Below are 18,569 nucleotides of genomic sequence, written 5' to 3' on the forward strand. Positions count from 1 at the left end.
GAATCAGTCGTGCCCACGCACGTCCTCAACTCGGGAGTTCTACTTGATGCTCATCGTCCTGACCGCCATCGTCTTTGCCGTGATCGGCCTCGCCCTCGGTGCGGGCGGAACGCGGCTCCTGCTGCTCGGCGGCAGCCCTTACTACCTCGTCGCTGGCCTGGGCTTCCTGCTCACCGCGTTTCTGCTCTTTCGCCGACGCGCCGCCGCGCTCTGGGTCTATGCGCTGGTCGTCCTGGGCTCGCTTGCCTGGGCGGTCTGGGAGGTGGGATTCGATTGGTGGCAGCTCGGGCCTCGCGGCGGCGTGATTATCCTGCTCGGGCTGTGGTTGCTCACACCCTGGATACGGCGCCCCCTCGGCTTCGTCAGCCCCACGGGCGAGCAATACGGCGCGCGCGCCTGGCCGCTCGCCCTGGCCAGCCTTCTATCGATCGGCGTTGCGCTGTTTTCGATGACACAGAACCCCCACGACATCAGGGGCGATCTGCCGGGCGAGGTCGTGGCAAACCCGAATCTCGGGGGTAACGTGCCGCCGGGCGAATGGCACCAATACGGGCGCACGCCCTTCGGCCAGCGTTATTCCCCGCTCGACCAGATCCGCCCGGAGAACGTCTCGAACCTCCAGGTGGCATGGCAATATCAGACCGGCGACGTGAAGCTGCCGGAGGACGTCAGCGAAACCACCTACCAGGTGACGCCGCTGAAGGTGAAGGACACGCTCTATGTCTGCACACCGCACAACTGGGCGATCGCGCTCGACGCCGCCACCGGCCAGGAGAAGTGGAAGTACGATTCGAATTCCGGCATGAACCCGGACCGCCAGCACCAGACCTGCCGCGGTGTCACCTATTGGGCCGATCCGGCCGCGGCGCCCGGCAGCCCCTGCGCCGAACGGGTGTATCTGCCGACGTCCGACGCCCGCCTGATCGCGCTCGACGCGACGAATGGAGAGGTGTGCACCAGCTTCGCCGATAACGGGGTCCTGCACCTGGAGCAGGGCATGAAGTACAACCCGGCCGGCTATTACTATTCGACGTCGCCGCCGGTCGCCGTCGGCGACAAGATCATCATCGGCGGTGCCGTCAACGACAACTATTCGACCATGGAGCAGTCGGGCGTGATCCGCGCCTTCAACATCAACACCGGCGCCCTCATCTGGAACTGGGACAGCGGAAATCCGGACGTGACGACGCCGCTGCCTCCGGGTGAAACCTACACCACCAATTCGCCAAACAGCTGGTCGGTCTTCAGCTATGACGAGGGGCTCGGCCTCGTCTACATTCCCATGGGCAACCAGGTACCCGACCAGCTCGGCATGGGACGCAGCGAGCATGTGGAGAAATATTCCTCCTCCATCGTCGCCCTCGACATCAACACGGGCGCGGTTCGCTGGGTACGGCAGACGGTGCATCACGACCTTTGGGACATGGACGTGCCCGCCCAACCCGCCCTGCTCGACATCACGAGAGAGGACGGGACCGTCGTGCCGGCACTCGTCGGACCGACCAAGCAGGGCGACATCTATGTGCTCGACCGGCGAAACGGGGAGCCGATTATCCCGATCGAGGAAGTACCCGCGCCCGGCGGCGCGATCCCAGAGGATTTTACTGCGCCTACCCAGCCCGTCTCGGGCCTCACCTTCATGCCCCCGCCGCTCATGGAGCGCGACATGTGGGGGATCAGCATGTTCGACCAGCTTGCGTGCCGTATCGAATTCAGATCGCTGAAATACGAGGGGCGCTACACGCCGCCTTCCCTCGAGGGGACGATCGTCTATCCCGGAAATTTCGGGACTTTCAACTGGGGCTCGGTCGCCGTGGACCCGGAACGCCAGGTGATGTTCGGGATGCCGACCTATCTCGCCTTCACCTCGCGGCTCGTTCCGCGCGACCAGATCGCCCCGAAGGGCGAGGGCGAAAAGGGTAGCGAACAGGGCCTCAACCGCAATGAAGGCGCACCTTACGGGGTCTTTATGGGTCCGTTCCTCGGCCCGCTCGGGATTCCCTGCCAGGCCCCGCCATGGGGGTATGTCGCAGGCGCCGATCTCAGAACCGGCAAGATCGCCTACAAGCATAAGAACGGCACGGTCTACGACATGACGCCGCTGCCGCTGCCCTTCAAGCTGGGCGTGCCGGGCATCGGAGGACCCATGATAACCAAGGGCGGTCTCGCTTTCCTGGGTGCCGCGGTCGACAATTACTTCCGGGCTTACGACCTGACCACGGGTGAGCAGCTCTGGGAAGCGCGGCTTCCTGCCGGCGGCCAGTCGACGCCGATGACCTATACGGTCGGCGACAAACAATATGTGCTCATCGTTGCGGGCGGACACGGTTCGGTCGGCACCAAGCCGGGCGACTATGTCATCGCCTATACGCTGCCCTGACGCACGAACCGGAATGTGCGCGCCCGCATGGGCTTTTCGGAGGACTGCAATCTCTCCCCTTCTCATCTCTGTGGTTGTCACAGAGATGAGAAGGGCAAACAAGCGGCGGCGGGCGGGCCGTATCTCGACAGGCCTTAGGCCATGTCGGCGACGATACTGCCGATATCGGCGAAGACCGGGTTCAGGTCGTCGAGCGGCGCCTTGGCCTCGCCCATGTAGACGCAGATCAGGATCGGGCCACGGCCCTGCGGCCAGGCGACGGCGATATCCGAAACGGCACCGGTCATACTCGTTCCCGTCTTGTCTCCGATCCGCCAGTCCTTGGGCAGGCCCGCCCGTAGCCGCGCATCGCCGGTCTTGTTCGCAACCAGCCAGTCGATGAGCTGCTGGCGCCCTTCTTGCGAGAGGACCGGACCCAGGACCAATTTCCCGAGCGTGTCGAGCATGGCGGCCGGTGTGGTGGTGTCGCGCGGATCGCCCTTCCTGGCCTCGTTCAGCTCGGGCTCCGTTCGGTCGAGCCGCGTGGTCTCGTCGCCGATCGAGCGCAGCCAGGACGTCAGGCCCTCGGGGCCCCCGAAGCTTTCGAGCAACAGGTTGCCGGCGGCATTGTCGCTGACGGTGATCGCCGCCTCGCAGAGTTCCGCGACCGTCTTGCCGTTGCCACCCACATGCTTTTCGGTCACCGGCGAGTGAGGCAGCAGGACCTCCTTGCCGAAGGTGATCCGCCGTTCGAGCTTTTCCTCCCCGCGATCGACGCGTGCCAGCGCGCAAGCCGCCGCAAGCGCCTTGAAGGTCGAACACATGGCGAAACGCTCGGCCTCCCGGTGCCCGAACGAGATGTTGGTCTCGGTGTCGAGCACGGCAACCCCGAGGCGTCCGCCGGTGCGCTCTTCAAGCCGGCGAAGCCGTTCCGTGACGTCATCCTCCGCCCCGCCGGCCGCAAGCGTGGGCGTTCCGAGCACGAATGCCGGATAGAGCATGGCCGACGCGGCCAGCATTGCTCGGCGGGTAATGTGCAAAGGCATGTCTTCCTCCGTCTGTGGGGCTCAAGCGCCGAGACATAGCTAAATTATTGATCTGGAATATTATTCCTGGCGATTCCGACGGTCGAATCGCTAAAGGGCGATTGCGGCGGGCTTGTGCCCGAAGCTGCGCTCTCCGACACGGAACGGACCCCGGATGCCGCTTTCAAGGCTTGATCGGCAGCAGGTCCCTGCCCATATAAAGCTCTAGAGACTAGAGGATAAGGAAGCGGTGTGACGGTTTCCGTCCGGAAACACGCAGTTTCAAAGTGTTGGAGCAACGGGCCATCGCATGTACACGATCGGCGATCTTTCCCGGCGGACGGGCGTAAAAATTCCGACCATCCGCTATTACGAGCAGATGGGACTGCTCGCTGCGCCGGAGCGCTCGGAGGGCAATCAGCGGCGCTATGAAAAGCACGAGCTCGAAAGGCTCGCCTTCATCCGCCACGCACGCGACCTCGGACTTTCGATTGAGGCTATCCGGGACCTTCTGGCATTGAGCGAGCATCCGGAACGCCCCTGCGGCGAGGCGGACCGCATCGCGACCGAGCATCTTGCCTCCGTGCGGGAAAAAATCGCCCGGCTCAGAAGGCTGGAGCATGAGCTCGAGCGCATCGTCGCCTGCCATGGCGATCACACGATCGGCGATTGCTATGTGATCCGCGCGCTTGCCGACCACTCGCTGTGCGGAAAAGAGCATTGAAATTCCTCGTTGACAAATTCCGGAATTTGGACAATCTACGCGCATGATCAAGAACGCGCCCATTTCCAGCGTATATTTTTGGCTGTTCCGATAGGAGCGGCCTGCTGATCATATTCAACAAGGCCGCCATCAGGCGGCTTTTGTTTTTCACGGCACCTGATGGCGGAAGAGAACCATTAGGAGCCGAGAATGCTGCAGACCGTCACCCCTACCCTTCAGCCCGTTCCGTCGGCCCGTGCGCCGATGGTGACGATCCGTTGCGCCAAGCCACGTGATCTCGCCGAATTGCGCGAGATGGTCGCCGAGCTTGCCGCCCATCACGGCGATGCCGCAACAGTCACGCCCGAACAGCTCGAGCGGGATCTCTTCGGACGCACGCCCTGGATCACGGCGCTGGTCGCCGAAGCCGGCGGCGCGTTGATCGGCTATGCCGTTCTCGTCCCGCAATACCGGGCGGCCGAAGGTGCCCGCGGCATGGAAATGCACCACCTCTTCGTACGCCCCGGTCACCGCGGCACCGGCATCGGGCGCCACCTCGTGGCCAAGGCTCGCGAGCAGGCGAAAATGGCGGGCTGCGATTACCTCTCGGTCAGTGCCGCCACCGGAAACTTTCAGGCGCACCGTTTCTACGAGTCCGAGCGTTTCGTACCGCGCCCGGTAACCGGCATGCGCTACCTGCAGAGACTCGGGTGACGGAGGCCGCGGGTCGCTCCGGTTTACAGCGCCGGCAGCGCCTTGAGATAGGCCGCGATCGCATCGCGGTCGGAGGCCGGCAGCTCCGCCATGTTCTTCTGGACCTCGACCATCGAGCCGCCGACCGTGTCGAAATCCGGCGTGAAGCCGGTTTCGAGATAGGAGGCGATGTCGGATGCACTCCAGCCCCCGATGTTTTTCGAAGACGGGGTGATGTCGGGAATTCGGCCTTCACCTTCGGGATTGGGTGCGCCGGTGAGCCACCGGCCCTCCTCGAAACCGCCAAGCGCATTGCGCGGCGTGTGACATTCGCCGCAATGACCAGGGCCCTCCACGAGGTATTGCCCGCGGGCGAGCTTGGTGTCGGCGGTATTGACCTGAGTACGCGGCTCCGCGTTCAGATACAGCAGCTTCCATGCCCCGAGCGCCTGGCGGACATTGTAGGGGAATGCCAGGTCGTGCGGAGGTGTCGCGTTGCCGCTCTTCGGCAGCGTCTGCATGAAGCCCCAAAGGTCGTTCACGTCCTTCGCGGTCATCCGGATATAGGAGCCGTAGGGGAAGGAGGGATAGAGATGCTCCCCGTCCTTTCCGACGCCGCGGGTCATCGCGTCGCCGAACTCCGCAAGCGTCCAGTTGCCGATGCCAACGGTTTCATCGGGGGAGATGTTGGGCGGATAAAAGGTGCCGAAAGGGCTCTTCAAGGTGCGGCCGCCGGCAAGCACGAGCCTCTGGTCGTCCTTGGCGCCCGGAGCAGCGTGGCAGCTGACACAACCGCCGGCCCAGAAGATCTGTTCGCCATTGGCGAGATCGGGCTCGCCGAGCCCCTCCCAATGAGCGGCGTCCCAGCGATCGGGCTTGGTCAGCCACCAGGCGAGACTCCCTCCCGCCACCACCAGCAGGACCAGACCAGAAAGCAGATACCTCGCGCGCCGGCCCATGGGCTCCTCTTGAAATCACGAATGCGGATGACAACGGCCGGAGGGCTTTTCGACCTGCTTGCGGAGAGCTCGCGCCGGCGAACCGGCGCGGTTCGAAACGGATTGGAAGAACCGTCTGATCGTCAATTCTTCTTCAGGCGGTAGGTCTCGTGACAGCTGCTGCAGTCCTTTCCCAGAATGCCGAGCGCGGCGCCGACACCGGCCTGATCTGCCGGCAATTGGGCAAGGATCTTTTCTGCGTCACCGCCGAGCTTGGCGGCCTTTTCCTTGAAGTCCTCCATGTTCTCCCAGATTTTCGGACTTGCTTCGGTTTCCATTCCCGTTTCGGAGCCGGCCGGGAAGTGATTCGGGAAAACCTTCACCGTCTCGCTTATCGTCGCCAGAGATGCTTTGACGATCTCGGCGTCATAAGGCTTTTCACCCTTGGCGATGCCGCTGAGTTCGCCCGTGGCCTTTCCCACCTTTTTCATCAGCTGCTGACGCACCGCCTGCGGCTCGTCGGCCGCCGTCACGGCGGTCACGCCCAGGCCCGCCAGGGCTGCGGCAAGCATAAGAGCTCGTATCTTCATCATGTTCTCCGGTCTGACCCGCTTCCGCGGCGTGGTGTTCAAGCGCCGGCATGATGGCATTTTGGGTTTTCTACGGAAGTAACTTTTTTTTGATGTGCTTATCGATTCAGCACAATTCACCACGCAATACCTGGCCGCGTGGCGACGCCTTCAGATATTCAAATATGATTACAGAACTCATCTTTATACTTGTTCGACGGCGTCTCAAACAGCCCCGCTCCAGCCATGCCATACCGTTAAGATGGCGATGACGACGAGGAGGAGACCGGCGAGCCGGCCGATGGTGACCGTGGCACCGGGGCTGCCCACGAGGAAATCACGCCCGCGGCCGGCGGCAAGTGCAAGCCCGCCATAAACCGCAAGCTGCGTCAGCGCGATCATCACGGCCATGACGGCCGCCTGGGACCACACCGGGCCGAACTGCGGCTTGAGGAACTGCGGGTAGACCGCAAGCATGAAGAGATAGGCCTTGGGATTCATCAGGCTCGTCAGGGCGCCCTGCCGAAAACTCGCCCAACGCGACAGCCGTGCCCCTCCTTCGACGCCGCTGATGGTGATGGAACTGCGCAGGAGCGAAAAACCGATCCAGGCGATATAGGCCGCGCCGGCAGCGAGCAGCAGGTTGAAGAGGTGGGGCACCAGATGCAGGACGACGCTGACGCCAAGGGCTGCATAGAGCGTGTGCAGCACGCCGCCTGCCACGATTCCGGCCGTTGCGGAAAGCCCGGAAGCGCGCCCGCCGGTCATCGCATTGGCGAGGACGAAAACCATGTCCATGCCGGGAACGATGATGATGCCGAAGAGCAGGGTGAAAAAGAGCCAGAGGTTTTCCGCATAGGTCATGTCAGTTGCTCATCCGATTTCCGTGATATCCCAGGGGCGGATTGTTTAGTTTCAACCCGTTGGCGCGTGTTATATCTCTCTCCTACTGACAAGGTCGTGTCAGGAGTGAGCAGTTAGAGGCCGCTTCATGCGCAAGGCGTCGCGTCTTTTCGAAATCATTCAGATGCTGCGGCTCGCCCGTACACCGGTGACGGCGGCGCAAATCGCCGACGCGCTGGAGGTGACGCCCCGCTCGATCTACCGGGATATTGCCGCCCTGCAGGCGATGCGCGTGCCGATCGAGGGCGAGCGTGGCATCGGCTATATCCTGAGGCCCGGCTTTGACCTGCCGCCGCTGATGTTCTCGATCGAGGAGACGGAGGCGATCGTGCTGGCGCTTGCGCTTCTGGGTCGCACGGGCGACGAGGAGCTGAAGGCGGCGGCACGGCGCGTCAATCAGAAGATCACCGGCGCCGTGCCGGAACTGCTGCGCAAAGCCTTCCAGTCACAGGCGCTGCACGCCTGGGGCACGATCGCCTCGCCGCCGCCGGCGGTCGACTTGGCCATGATCCGGCGGGCTATCCGTGACGAGCAGAAGCTGGTGCTGGACTATCGCGACGAGCTCGGGCGCGCGACCGAGCGCACAGTACTCCCGCTTGCGCTGATCTATTATTCCGAACACGCGATGATGGTCGCGTGGTGCGAATTGCGGCAGGATATCCGCAACTTCCGCGCCGACCGCGTTGAACACTGCGAACCCGCCGACGCCTATTTCCGCGGCGAAGGCAACCGGCTGAGGCAGGTGTGGATTGCGGGATGGCAGGCGAATGCGGTTCGGCCGTTCGAGGCGGCGGACGGGTAGAAAACCGTGACGAGATGGCCGTTTAAACCCCCCCTCATAACGAAAGGCCCGGCGCAAGCGCCGGGCCGAATTCCCGCTGGTAGAAAGCAGCGCTTACTTTGCAGCCGCTTCGTACAGCTCGAGGACGTAATCCCAGTTGATGAGATTGTCGACGAAGGCTTCCAGATATTTCGGACGCGCGTTGCGGTAGTCGATGTAATAGGAATGTTCCCACACATCGACGCCGAGGATCGGGGTTGCGCCGTGGACGAGCGGGTTTTCGCCGTTCGGGGTCTTGGAGATTTCCAGCTTGCCGTTCTTAACGGAAAGCCAGGCCCAGCCCGAGCCGAACTGACCTGCGCCGGCAGCAATGAAATCGGCGCGGAACTTGTCGTAGCCGCCAAGGTCCGATTTGACCGCCGCATCGAGCTTGCCGGGCAGGCTGGTGCCGCCGCCGCCCTTCTTCATCCACTTCCAGAAGTGAACATGGTTGTAGTGCTGGCCGGCATTGTTGAACAACGGCTGGTTGGTGCCGTAGGATTTCTTGACGATATCTTCCAGCGAAAGATCGGAAAGACCGGCTTCCTCGGCGAGCTTGTTGCCGTTCGTCACGTAAGCGAGGTGGTGCTTGTCGTGATGGTATTCGAGCGTTTCGCGCGACATGTAAGGCGCAAGCGCATCGTAGTCATAGGGAAGGTTCGGCAATTCGAAAGCCATTGTGGCATCTCCTCTTGGCATGGATTTCGTCGGGGAAATCTGTCAGCGGAACATAGGCACCGCCTTGCAGGGAGGCAACCGATGCAGCGCCAAAATTTCGCTAACCCACGCAAAATACTTTCATTGCTTTCGTGACTTCCGCCTTCGCGCGCAAGCGCCTCGACGCGCCGCCTTGCGGTCCTATCTTACGTTATCGAGGGCATGTGCCCAACCGTGCCACAGGAGAAGACGATGGAATTTCACCAGGGACGGCTCATCGACCATGTGCATCTTCGCGTCGGGGACCTCAAGGCGAGCAAGCGGTTCTATCAGGCGGTGCTCGGCGCGCTTGGCCACCAGCCGACCTACGAGACCGACGAGTTCTTTGCGTTCGACGAGTTCTTCGTCGACGCGGCGGAGGATTACCGCACCCGCGTCCACCTCGCATTCCAGGCCACGGGACCCGATGCGGTGCAGCGGTTCTACGATGCCGGACTGGCCAATGGCGGCACCGACAATGGACCGCCCGGAGAGCGAAGCTACCATCCGGGCTATTATGCCGCGTTCCTCCTCGACCCGGACGGCAACAATGTCGAAGCCGTCTATCACGGACCGAACACGCGCTCGTCCGCCGATGTGGTCGTCCGTCCGCTTGAACCGTGACCTTCGAAGAGCGACTGGCGATGCCTCGCGCGTTCAGGGCGGCGGAGAAATAACGGCCGGCTGAACTGAGAGGAGATCACTTCCCTCCGGTCGCGTGCGCCCAGTCCATGTAGAGATCGCGCGCCTTCGCCGCGACCGGACCGGCCTGCAATTCGCGCTGCTCGAGGCGGGTGACAGGCAGCACCTTGGAATAGTTGCCCGAGGTGAAGATTTCGTCGGCCCCTTCGAAATCGGCCATGGTCAAGCTGGTTTCGATCACTTCGAGGCCTGCCTCCCTGAGAAGGGCCATCACGCGCGAGCGGGTGATGCCGGCGAGGAAGGTCCGGTTGGCGGCCGGCGTGAAGACGACGCCACCCTTCACCATGAAGATATTCGAGGAGCCGGTCTCCGCGATGTTGCCGAGCATGTCGAGCACCAGCGCATTGTCGAAGCCGCGCGAACGTGCCTCGTTGAGGATGCGGGCGTTGTTGGGATAGAGGCAACCGGCCTTGGCATCGGTCGGCATGCATTCGAGCGTCGGCCGGCGGAAGGGAGAGAGCGTCAGCGACGAGCCGGCACGGCCATTGCCCATCGGCGCCTCGAAAAGGCAAAGCGCGAAGCGTGTCGATTCAGGATCCACCGCAACGACGCTCCAGGACCCGTGCTCGCCCCAATACATGGGCTTCACATAGACTGCCGTCTCGCCGTCGAACTTCTTCACGCCTTCCCAGGTCAGTCCCTCGATCTCCTCGGCCGACATCGTTGGCCTGAGACCCAGAGCCTCGGCGGAGCGGTTGACGCGCCGGCAATGGAGGTCGAGGTCCGGCGCGATGCCGTCGAACCAGCGGGCGCCGTCGAATACGGTCGAACCGAGCCACATCGCATGGGATGTCGGGCCGATCAGCGGCGGGTTGCCGGCAAGCCATTCGCCGTCGACAAAGGTCCAGGTGGTGGATCGTGGGGATGTATCGACGGCCATCGGTGCCTCCTTCTTTCTTCACGCACTTCCGCTCTAGCCGGAAAAAGCAGCATGAGGGTGAATGGGTACATCAAAAAATGTCATGGCGTCCATTCTGGAGCCCTCCCGGGCGACGTGTCAGAATGATGAAAACGCCCCAAGGGAGAGATCTCGATGAAAGCGATGTATTACGATGCCTTCGAGAAGATGCCGGATATCCGGACGCTTCCCGATCCGGCGCCGACCGAGAACGGGGTCGTCATAAAGATCGAGGCGACCGGCCTTTGCCGCAGCGACTGGCACGGCTGGATGGGGCACGACCCGGACATTCGCCTTCCGCATGTGCCGGGCCACGAACTGGCAGGCACGATCGCGGCGACCGGGCGCGGGGTCCTCCGCTACAGGATCGGCGACCGGGTGACGGTACCCTTCGTTTCCGGTTGCGGCCGCTGCTTCGAATGCAGCTCCGGCAACAGCCAGGTCTGCGAAGCGCAGTTTCAACCGGGTTTCACCCACTGGGGCTCGTTTGCGGAATATGTGGCGATCGACTTTGCCGAGCAGAACCTCGTGCATCTGCCCGAGAACATGGATTTCGCAACGGCGGCGAGCCTCGGCTGCCGCTTCGCAACCTCTTTCCGTGCTGTCGTCGACCAGGCCCGCGTCAAGGGCGGCGAGTGGGTGGCTGTGCACGGCTGCGGCGGTGTCGGCCTCTCCGCAATCATGATCGCCGCGGCACTCGGCGCCAACCCCATCGCCATCGACATCTCGGAGGAGAAGCTCGCCTTCGCCCGGACGCTCGGGGCGGTCGCCACCATCGACGGCCGCGAGACGGAGGACGTCGCGGGAGCTGTCAGGGAACTCACCCGAGGTGGCGCCCACGTCTCGCTCGATGCGCTCGGCTCGCCCGTTACCTGCTTCAACTCGATCAAAAATCTGCGCCGCCGCGGCCGGCACGTCCAGGTCGGGCTTATGCTGGCGGAGCACGCGACGCCGCAGATTCCGATGGCGCAAGTGATCGGCCATGAACTCGAGATCTATGGAAGCCACGGAATGCAGGCCTGGCGTTACGACGCGATGCTGGCAATGATCACCGCCGGGAAACTGAACCCGAAGCAGTTGATCGGCCGTGAGATATCGCTCGAAGAGGCGGCGCCGGCGCTTGCTGCGATGGACCGGGCGACAGACCTCGGCATCAGTGTCATCACGCGGTTCTGACCGGATTTCGGTTGCGTGCCGGCGCTGCTATTCTGCCGGCAATCCGAGACGAATCAGGAGGCACGTCATGGCTCTTGCGGTTCAGGCTATCGAGAGCGCCTGTTATCGGCCCGTACTCGACGCGAATCCGGCGCATCCGAACGGCTGGCCGGTGCGCCTCATCGTGAGCTCGCAAACCGAGGCGCGGCACAATCGCGCGCTATGGGCGCCGACGCATCTCGTCTCCATCCAAGCGCCAGCGACGCGTCTGCTTTCGATGATCGACCTGCCGCCGGAGCGGCATCTGGAACTCCGCTTCGGCGACACCATCGACCCGGATGCGCCGGATGCCGCGCGTCCGGCGGCCATCGAGGCGACATTTGACTTCATCGACAGCCTGCCCGGAGAGGCGCACCTGCTGGTTCACTGCCTCAGAGGCATCGGACGTTCGACGGCGCTGACCCTCGGCGTTCTGGCGCGCTATCTGGGACCGGAGGAGGCTGCGGCAGCGCTTCACGCGCTGCGCCCGGAGGCGAAACCGAACCGGCACGTGCTCGGCCTTTGCGACGCGGCCCTCGGCCTCAAGGGCAAACTTGCGAAACAGGCGCTGCGTTTCCCGGCAAAGGTTTGGAAAGATTGAACGAAGGCGGGCGACGAAGACATTGTGCGGCGCACAAAGTTTTGACATGATGCGCGCAAAAGAATGCTGAGGCACAGCGTCTCCGACGCAGTGCCTCAAGCCCCTGCCCGGCGGCTACTCGCGCAAAATGGTGAAAACCTCCGGCGCGCCGCCCGGACGGTGGATAGACGGGAGAACTCGATGTCTTACGCCGCCTATGTCTTCGATGCCTATGGCACGCTTTTCGACGTGCATGCGGCCGTACGCCGGCATGCCGATGCGATCGGGCCGGACGGCCAGGCCTTTTCGGAACTCTGGCGCGCCAAGCAGCTCGAATACTCCTGGGTGCGCTCGCTCATGGGCGCCTATGTCGACTTCTGGGAATTGACCGAGCAGTCGCTCGACTACGCCTTTCAGCGCTTCCCCTCAGCCGATCCCGGGCTCAAAAAGCCGCTTCTCGATGCCTATTGGGCGCTCGACTGTTATCCGGAAGTTCCCGCGGTCCTCAAGGGATTGAAGGAACGTGGCGCCCGCATCGCCATTCTTTCCAACGGTTCGCCGGCCATGTTGGCCTCGGCCGTCAAGAACGCCGCACTCGATATCGTCATCGACGACGTTTTCTCGGTCGATGCCGTCAAGGCGTTCAAGACGGCACCGGCTGTCTACGACCTGGTGACGACGAGCTACCGGCTCTATCCGCAGGCGGTCTCGTTCCAGTCCTCGAACCGGTGGGATATCGCCGGCGCCACGAAATTCGGCTTTCGCACCGTCTGGATCAACCGGGCCGACGGGCCGGATGAATACAAGGACCATGGTCCTTCGCTGATCCTCCCCTCGCTCGAAAGCCTGCAATTCGGCGTATGAAGGAGCCCGCCCATGGCCTGGTCTGCAGCGCAATATGCCAAGTTCGAGGACGAACGGACGCGTCCGGCGCGCGACCTGCTGGCGCAGGTACCCGATCTGCCCGCCGGTCCGGCCTTCGACCTCGGCTGCGGCCCGGGCAATTCGACCGAGTTGATCCTCGAACGATTTCCGGGCAGCCCGCTCACCGGCATCGACAGCGACGATGACATGCTTTCGGCCGCCCGCACCCGCCTGCCGGACCTTCGCTTCGAAAAAGGCGACCTCGCCGCCTGGGCGCCGCCCGCGGAAAGCGCGCTCTTCTTTGCCAATGCGGTCTTCCAGTGGCTACCGGAGCACGTCACGCTTTTCGAGCGGCTCATACTGGCGCTTGCGCCCGGCGGAACGCTTGCCGTGCAGATGCCCGACAACCTCGATGAATCGTCGCATCTTCTGATGGAGGAAACGGCAGAGGAGGCCGCCTTCGCCCCGGCCTTCGCGGGCCGCACCATTCGGCGCAGGTCCCTCCCCTCACCGGCTACCTATGTCGAAAGGCTCACCTCGAAGGAGGTCCGCGTCGACGTCTGGCACACCGTCTACTACCACCAGCTCGCAAATGCGAACGCGATCGTCGAATGGGTGAAGGGCACGGGATTACGCCCCTATCTGGACGCGCTGCCCACCACTCAGCGGGCGGGCTATCTCGCCGCCTATGCCGAAAAGATCAGGAAGGCCTATCCGGCGATGAAAAACGGGCGCGTGCTCCTGCGTTTCCCGCGGCTTTTCATCGTGGCGACAAAAAATCGCTAGAGCGGGAGTGCATGCGGGTTCTCGCCGGCTCCGGCAGGCGCGGCCCTGTCTTCCGGACAAGCTTGAAGGCGCGCCTTGCGCGGACAAGTATAGGAGATCGCGCTTCGGCCCGCCGGGCGCTCGCAGTGAAGGAGCTCTCAATGCATGCAGTCAGTTCAAATGGCGCCAATATTCCCGCGCTCGGCTTCGGCACATTCCGTATGTCCGGAGCGGAGGTGCTTCGCATCCTGCCGCAGGCCCTGAAGCTTGGTTTCCGCCACGTGGACACCGCACAGATCTACGGCAACGAGGCGGAAGTCGGCGAGGCCATCCAGAAGTCCGGCATTGCACGGGCGGACATCTTCCTGACCACGAAGGTCTGGGTCGACAATTATCGCCACGACGCCTTCATCGCCTCGGTCGATGAGAGCCTGAGAAAGCTGAGAACCGACCATGTCGATCTGCTGCTTCTGCACTGGCCGGGGAGCGACGTGCCGATGGCCGAACGCATCGGCGCCCTGAACGAGGTGCGGAATGCCGGCAAAGTACGCCATATCGGCATCAGCAACTTCAACGCCGCGCAAATGGAAGAGGCGACGCGTCTCAGCGATGCGCCGATCGCCACGAACCAGGTCGAGTATCATCCTTATCTCGACCAGACGAAGGTCCTCCAGACGGCGCGGCGGCTCGGAATGTCACTCACGGCCTACTATGCCATGGCCAACGGCAAAGTGCCTGCCGACCCGCTGCTCGCGGAGATCGGCGGCCGCCACGGCAAGACGGCGGCGCAAGTGGCGCTGCGCTGGCTCGTGCAACAGCAGGATGTGATCGTGCTTTCGAAGACGGCGACGGAGGCGCGGCTCAAGGAGAATTCCGCGATATTCGACTTCGCGCTGACGCGGGAGGAGATGGCGGCAGTCCGCGAGCTTGCCCGCCCGTCCGGGCGGATCGTCAATCCGCAGGGTCTTGCTCCCGAATGGGATGCGTGAGGTGAAGGCCTTTAGCGGCCCCCATGCCGCACCGCGACCGTTACCTCCTCTGGCTGCCGACCAGAGGGGGTAACGCCTGCCTGCGCATCAGAGCAATCAGACGAACTGGCTGAGGCCCGGAACGGAGGCAACCACCTCGTCGACGACCTCCTCGCCCGCCTTCTCCTTGGCAAATGCGATCGTCTCTTTGGCGAGCGCCGTAATCTCCCCCATGCCAAGACCCTGGCTCATCAATTGCTGCCCCAGCGCCATGACGCCGCCGCCTCCGCCGATCGCCGACATCAGGCCGCCAAGAAGGCCGCCACCACCGCTGCCCTCGCCATTGTACTGGGCGACCAGTTCGGGCGCACCGGGGATCGCCTCGATCATCTGGGCGACCGGGCCTTCGGCTGCCTCACGCTGCAGGAAGCCGAGGATCATCCCCACTGCCTTTTCCGCCGTTGCGGTCTCGATTCCGACATTTTCCGCCACGCGCGTGACCAGTTCACTCATGGAAATCTCCTCGATCGAATTTTGACGTTAACGTCAAGGTAAATGAACGATGCCGGAATGACAAGAGCATCGAAACGCACGCCGAATACCATATTCCGCCACCTCGCAGCATCGTTTCACGGGGCTCGCCAGATGGCAATCCGGCCTTGTTCGCGCCCGCAATCATGTTGCCGGGAACAGACGCACCGCCTATAACAGATGCACGCTATGTTTCGATGACCGACTTTGTGCGACATGCGGGAAATACCCGCTTTCATTGATAAAATTGACAAGACGGAGATGAAGCCCCCATGCTGCAGGAAGGCAAGATCTATATCGGAACCAGCCGCAAGCCGGACGATTCGATCAACAAAGGCGAATATCTGGAGCTGAAGTTCGGCAACCGCCACGGGCTGATCACCGGCGCCACTGGGACCGGCAAGACCGTGACGCTGCAGATCCTGGCCGAGGGTTTTTCGAATGCGGGCGTTCCGGTCTTCTGCGCGGACGTGAAGGGCGACCTGTCCGGTATCGGCGCCATGGGCGAGCCCAAGGACTTCCTGCTGAAGCGCGCCGAGCAGATCGGCCTCGAGCCTTACGATTTCCAGGAATTCCCGGTGATCTTCTGGGATCTCTACGGCGAGAAGGGCCACAGGGTCCGCACCACCATTTCCGAAATGGGCCCACTTCTTCTGTCGCGGCTGATGAATGCGACGGACGCGCAGGAAGGCGTGTTGAACATCGCCTTCAAGATCGCCGACGAGGGCGGCCTGCCGCTGCTCGACCTCAAGGACCTGCAGGCGCTGCTCAATTACATGGGCGAGAATGCGAGCGAGCTTTCCAATCGGTTCGGCTTCATCTCCAAGGCCTCCGTCGGCTCTATCCAGCGCGAACTCCTGATTCTGGAGCAGCAGGGTGCGGAGCATTTCTTCGGCGAGCCGGCGCTGAAGATCACCGACATCATGCGGACCACAAATGACGGGCGCGGCGCGATTTCGGTGCTTGCCGCCGACAAGCTGATGATGAACCCGCGTCTCTACGCGACCTTCCTCCTGTGGCTCTTGTCCGAGCTGTTCGAAGAACTGCCCGAAGTCGGCGACCCCGACAAGCCGAAGCTGGTGTTCTTCTTCGACGAGGCACATCTGCTCTTCAACGATGCGCCGAAGGTTCTCGTCGAGCGTGTCGAGCAGGTCGTCCGCCTGATCCGCTCTAAAGGCGTCGGTGTCTATTTCGTCACGCAGAACCCGCTGGACGTACCGGAGACGGTCCTCGCCCAGCTCGGCAACCGCGTCCAGCACGCGTTGCGCGCCTATTCCCCGCGCGAACAAAAGGCCGTCAAGACGGCTGCCGACACATTCCGCCCGAATCCCGACTTCAATTGTGCCGACGTGATCACGAATCTTGGCACCGGCGAAGCTCTGGTCTCGACGCTCGAGGGCAAGGGATCGCCGTCGATCGTCGAGCGAACCCTGGTCCGGCCGCCTTCGTCGCGCCTTGGCCCGCTCACGGATGCGGAGCGGCAGAAGGTGGTGGACGTGAGCCCGGTGCGCGGTCTCTACGACGAGGACTTCGACCGCGACTCGGCTTATGAGATGCTTGCCAAACGTGCAGCCAAGGCAGCGGAACAGGCGGAGGCTGCCCGGCAGGCAGAAGAAAAACCCGCCGAGGAGACTTCCGGCGGCAGCCGCTGGACCCTGCCCGGCTTCGGCGACGATGCGGCCGAAGCGCCTTCCGGCAAGCAGGCCCGGCCGCGATCCTCCGGCTACAAGCGGGAAACCATCATGGAAGCTGCGATGAAGTCGGTCGCGCGAACGGTTGCGACCCAGGTGGGGCGAGCCCTTGTGCGCGGAATACTCGGCAGTCTGAAGCGCTAGATCACGATCGTTGAGACGCGGGATGCGGGCGGAAAACTGCACATAGTTTTCCTCATCCCGCACTAGAAAAGCCGGGGAGCATCGGCCATGGACGTCAAGGATTCGAACGGCGCCGTTCTCAAGGACGGCGACAATGTCATCCTGATCAAGGATCTGAAGGTAAAGGGAACTTCCGCCACGCTGAAGCGTGGCACGTTGGTCAAGGGCATCCGCCTGACGGACGATCCGGACGAGGTCGAATGCCGGGTAGAAAAAATCAAGGGACTGGTGCTGCGTACCGAGTTTCTGAAGAAGGCGTGAGACCTCCCGATCGATCCCCTACACTTGCTTGCGGCGGAACTGCCGGGGCAGGCCGAAGCCCGGGGTTACGGGCTTCGGCTATCTGCAACGGTTCTATCAGGCCACCGTCAGCTTAACGTCGACATTGCCCCTGGTCGCATGGCTGTAAGGGCAAACGATATGCGCTTTCTGGACGAGGTCTTCCAGGACCGCCTTTTCCACGCCGGGAGACGAGATTTCCAGCGCCGCGTCGATAAAGAAGCCTGTCCCGTCGTCGCGCGGTCCGATGCCGACCGTGCCCGTCACCGTCGTGTCTTCCGCAAGCTTTACCTTCTCCTTGCCGGCGACGAATTTCAGTGCACCGAGGAAGCAGGCGGAATAGCCGGCGGCAAAGAGTTGCTCGGGATTAGTGCCGCGCGCGCCGTCGCCTCCGAGTTCCTTCGGAACGGTCAGCGTCACGTCGAGAACGCCGTCCTTGCTCTTGGCCTGGCCGGCGCGGCCGCCGGTCGCGGACGCGGTAGTGCGGTAGAGGATGGGCATGACAGTCTCCTTCCTTGTGGTTGCCGGGATTTATATATCGCAATATTAAATAGCGCGCAAATTAATTTTGCAAATTGCTTTGCCGGCGTGAATTTGCGACAATGACATCATGACGAGGAAAGCGGCAAAATTCGACGCAGATTCCGATGAGGTGCTGGCGCTCGGCCGCCAGCTCTGTTTCGCCGTCTACTCGGCGGCGCATGCCTTCAATCGCGCCTACAAGCCGTTGCTCGACCGCTTCGGGCTGACCTATCCGCAATATCTCGTGCTGCTCACGCTCTGGCAGCAGGACCGCATGACGGTGAAACGAATCGGCGAAGAACTGGGCCTCGATTCAGGCACCCTTTCGCCTCTGCTCAAGCGGCTGGAAGCAGGCGGATATGTCCGCCGCGTACGCGATGCGGCGGACGAGCGGCAGGTGATCGTCAGCCTGACGGATGGCGGCCGGGAGCTGAAGGCCGAAGCCTTCGGTATTCTGCGCGACATCGGCAATGCATCAGGCTGCAGCCTCGAGGAGGTCGGCGAATTGCGCGACGCGCTGCACAGGCTGACGCAGCGGCTGGCCGGGAGTCGACACGAAAGCTGACAAGAGCACCTGAAGGAAAAGGTGTACCGCTCTCCGTCCGGAAGTTCGGGTTCAAAGGGTTGAGTAGGCCGCGAACTATTCGCAAGCTGCTGTATGTCCTTGTCGAGCCACGGTCTCGGAC

21 protein-coding genes are annotated in these 18,569 nt (G+C 62.8%); 13 read left to right on the forward strand and 8 right to left on the reverse strand.

All coding sequences use genetic code 11. The annotated features are described in order from the left end of the window. The first annotated feature begins 46 nt into the window (after window positions 1-46). Window positions 47-2,380: a glucose/quinate/shikimate family membrane-bound PQQ-dependent dehydrogenase gene (locus ACTJKL_RS14065; RefSeq protein ID WP_324763090.1), complete on the forward strand. Its 2,334-nt coding sequence runs from the start codon at window positions 47-49 to the stop codon at window positions 2,378-2,380. A 134-nt stretch (window positions 2,381-2,514) separates the two neighbouring features. Here ACTJKL_RS14065 and bla read toward each other — a convergent pair whose 3' ends face one another. Then, the gene (gene bla / locus ACTJKL_RS14070) at window positions 2,515-3,405 is read right to left on the reverse strand and encodes a class A beta-lactamase (RefSeq protein WP_440853128.1); all 891 of its coding nucleotides are present in this window, start codon (window positions 3,403-3,405) and stop codon (window positions 2,515-2,517) included. A gap of 289 nt (window positions 3,406-3,694) precedes the next feature. Between bla and ACTJKL_RS14075 the strand changes: the two genes are divergently transcribed. Further along, a complete protein-coding gene (locus tag ACTJKL_RS14075; RefSeq protein WP_440853129.1) occupies window positions 3,695-4,108 on the forward strand; it encodes a MerR family transcriptional regulator in 414 nt (137 codons plus the stop codon). 189 nt (window positions 4,109-4,297) lie between these two features. Next, a complete protein-coding gene (locus tag ACTJKL_RS14080) occupies window positions 4,298-4,801 on the forward strand; it encodes a GNAT family N-acetyltransferase (RefSeq protein WP_100674527.1) in 504 nt (167 codons plus the stop codon). 23 nt (window positions 4,802-4,824) lie between these two features. Here ACTJKL_RS14080 and ACTJKL_RS14085 read toward each other — a convergent pair whose 3' ends face one another. The 3 genes from ACTJKL_RS14085 to ACTJKL_RS14095 all read right to left on the reverse strand — a co-directional run bounded on the left by ACTJKL_RS14085 (window position 4,825) and on the right by ACTJKL_RS14095 (window position 7,151). Continuing rightward, entirely contained in the window at window positions 4,825-5,739 is a 915-nt protein-coding gene (locus ACTJKL_RS14085; protein WP_440853130.1) for a c-type cytochrome, read from the reverse strand. A gap of 122 nt (window positions 5,740-5,861) precedes the next feature. Then, window positions 5,862-6,308 (reverse strand): c-type cytochrome, encoded by a 447-nt coding sequence (locus ACTJKL_RS14090; protein WP_013844129.1) that lies wholly within the window; start codon window positions 6,306-6,308, stop codon window positions 5,862-5,864. A 204-nt stretch (window positions 6,309-6,512) separates the two neighbouring features. Then, window positions 6,513-7,151 carry a LysE family translocator gene (locus ACTJKL_RS14095; RefSeq protein WP_440853131.1) on the reverse strand — a complete coding sequence of 213 codons (639 nt, stop codon included), beginning with the start codon at window positions 7,149-7,151 and terminating at the stop codon, window positions 6,513-6,515. A gap of 127 nt (window positions 7,152-7,278) precedes the next feature. Here ACTJKL_RS14095 and ACTJKL_RS14100 point away from each other — a divergent pair, with 127 nt between their 5' ends. Continuing rightward, window positions 7,279-7,992, forward strand: a complete 714-nt coding sequence (locus ACTJKL_RS14100) for a helix-turn-helix transcriptional regulator (protein ID WP_440853132.1) — start codon at window positions 7,279-7,281, stop codon at window positions 7,990-7,992. Between the two features lie 93 nt (window positions 7,993-8,085). On the opposite strand, the gene ACTJKL_RS14105 is transcribed toward ACTJKL_RS14100, so the two are convergent. Beyond that, window positions 8,086-8,688, reverse strand: coding sequence for a superoxide dismutase (locus ACTJKL_RS14105; RefSeq protein WP_018094513.1), 603 nt, complete (start codon window positions 8,686-8,688; stop codon window positions 8,086-8,088). 231 nt (window positions 8,689-8,919) lie between these two features. Between ACTJKL_RS14105 and ACTJKL_RS14110 the strand changes: the two genes are divergently transcribed. Beyond that, window positions 8,920-9,330: a VOC family protein gene (locus ACTJKL_RS14110; RefSeq protein WP_440853133.1), complete on the forward strand. Its 411-nt coding sequence runs from the start codon at window positions 8,920-8,922 to the stop codon at window positions 9,328-9,330. A gap of 76 nt (window positions 9,331-9,406) precedes the next feature. Here the strand turns inward: ACTJKL_RS14110 and ACTJKL_RS14115 are convergent, their stop codons facing one another. After that, window positions 9,407-10,288, reverse strand: a complete 882-nt coding sequence (locus ACTJKL_RS14115; protein ID WP_440853134.1) for a branched-chain amino acid aminotransferase — start codon at window positions 10,286-10,288, stop codon at window positions 9,407-9,409. A 153-nt stretch (window positions 10,289-10,441) separates the two neighbouring features. Here ACTJKL_RS14115 and ACTJKL_RS14120 point away from each other — a divergent pair, with 153 nt between their 5' ends. The 5 genes from ACTJKL_RS14120 (at window position 10,442) to ACTJKL_RS14140 (ending at window position 14,698) form a co-directional block, all read left to right on the forward strand. Beyond that, window positions 10,442-11,482, forward strand: coding sequence for a zinc-dependent alcohol dehydrogenase family protein (locus ACTJKL_RS14120; RefSeq protein ID WP_440853135.1), 1,041 nt, complete (start codon window positions 10,442-10,444; stop codon window positions 11,480-11,482). 67 nt (window positions 11,483-11,549) lie between these two features. Next, window positions 11,550-12,101, forward strand: a complete 552-nt coding sequence (locus tag ACTJKL_RS14125) for a phosphatase (protein ID WP_440853136.1) — start codon at window positions 11,550-11,552, stop codon at window positions 12,099-12,101. A 180-nt stretch (window positions 12,102-12,281) separates the two neighbouring features. Next, on the forward strand, window positions 12,282-12,944 hold the full coding sequence (locus ACTJKL_RS14130; RefSeq protein ID WP_018094508.1) for a haloacid dehalogenase type II: 663 nt from the start codon (window positions 12,282-12,284) through the stop codon (window positions 12,942-12,944). 12 nt (window positions 12,945-12,956) lie between these two features. Beyond that, window positions 12,957-13,730, forward strand: a complete 774-nt coding sequence (gene tam / locus ACTJKL_RS14135) for a trans-aconitate 2-methyltransferase (protein WP_338278570.1) — start codon at window positions 12,957-12,959, stop codon at window positions 13,728-13,730. Window positions 13,731-13,870: 140 nt separating this feature from the next. Next, on the forward strand, window positions 13,871-14,698 hold the full coding sequence (locus ACTJKL_RS14140; protein ID WP_440853137.1) for an aldo/keto reductase: 828 nt from the start codon (window positions 13,871-13,873) through the stop codon (window positions 14,696-14,698). 96 nt (window positions 14,699-14,794) lie between these two features. Here ACTJKL_RS14140 and ACTJKL_RS14145 read toward each other — a convergent pair whose 3' ends face one another. Next, window positions 14,795-15,190: a DUF2780 domain-containing protein gene (locus tag ACTJKL_RS14145; protein ID WP_018094505.1), complete on the reverse strand. Its 396-nt coding sequence runs from the start codon at window positions 15,188-15,190 to the stop codon at window positions 14,795-14,797. A gap of 290 nt (window positions 15,191-15,480) precedes the next feature. Between ACTJKL_RS14145 and ACTJKL_RS14150 the strand changes: the two genes are divergently transcribed. After that, window positions 15,481-17,043, forward strand: coding sequence for a helicase HerA-like C-terminal domain-containing protein (locus ACTJKL_RS14150; protein ID WP_100674540.1), 1,563 nt, complete (start codon window positions 15,481-15,483; stop codon window positions 17,041-17,043). Between the two features lie 87 nt (window positions 17,044-17,130). Then, entirely contained in the window at window positions 17,131-17,343 is a 213-nt protein-coding gene (locus tag ACTJKL_RS14155) for an alkylphosphonate utilization protein (protein WP_010968955.1), read from the forward strand. 96 nt (window positions 17,344-17,439) lie between these two features. Here ACTJKL_RS14155 and ACTJKL_RS14160 read toward each other — a convergent pair whose 3' ends face one another. Further along, window positions 17,440-17,862, reverse strand: a complete 423-nt coding sequence (locus ACTJKL_RS14160; protein ID WP_010968954.1) for an organic hydroperoxide resistance protein — start codon at window positions 17,860-17,862, stop codon at window positions 17,440-17,442. 109 nt (window positions 17,863-17,971) lie between these two features. Between ACTJKL_RS14160 and ACTJKL_RS14165 the strand changes: the two genes are divergently transcribed. After that, window positions 17,972-18,448 (forward strand): MarR family winged helix-turn-helix transcriptional regulator, encoded by a 477-nt coding sequence (locus tag ACTJKL_RS14165; RefSeq protein ID WP_275596599.1) that lies wholly within the window; start codon window positions 17,972-17,974, stop codon window positions 18,446-18,448. The last annotated feature ends 121 nt before the right edge of the window (window positions 18,449-18,569 follow it).

The organism is Sinorhizobium sp. 22678 (genome assembly GCF_052044265.1).
Lineage (GTDB): Bacteria > Pseudomonadota > Alphaproteobacteria > Rhizobiales > Rhizobiaceae > Sinorhizobium > Sinorhizobium meliloti_A.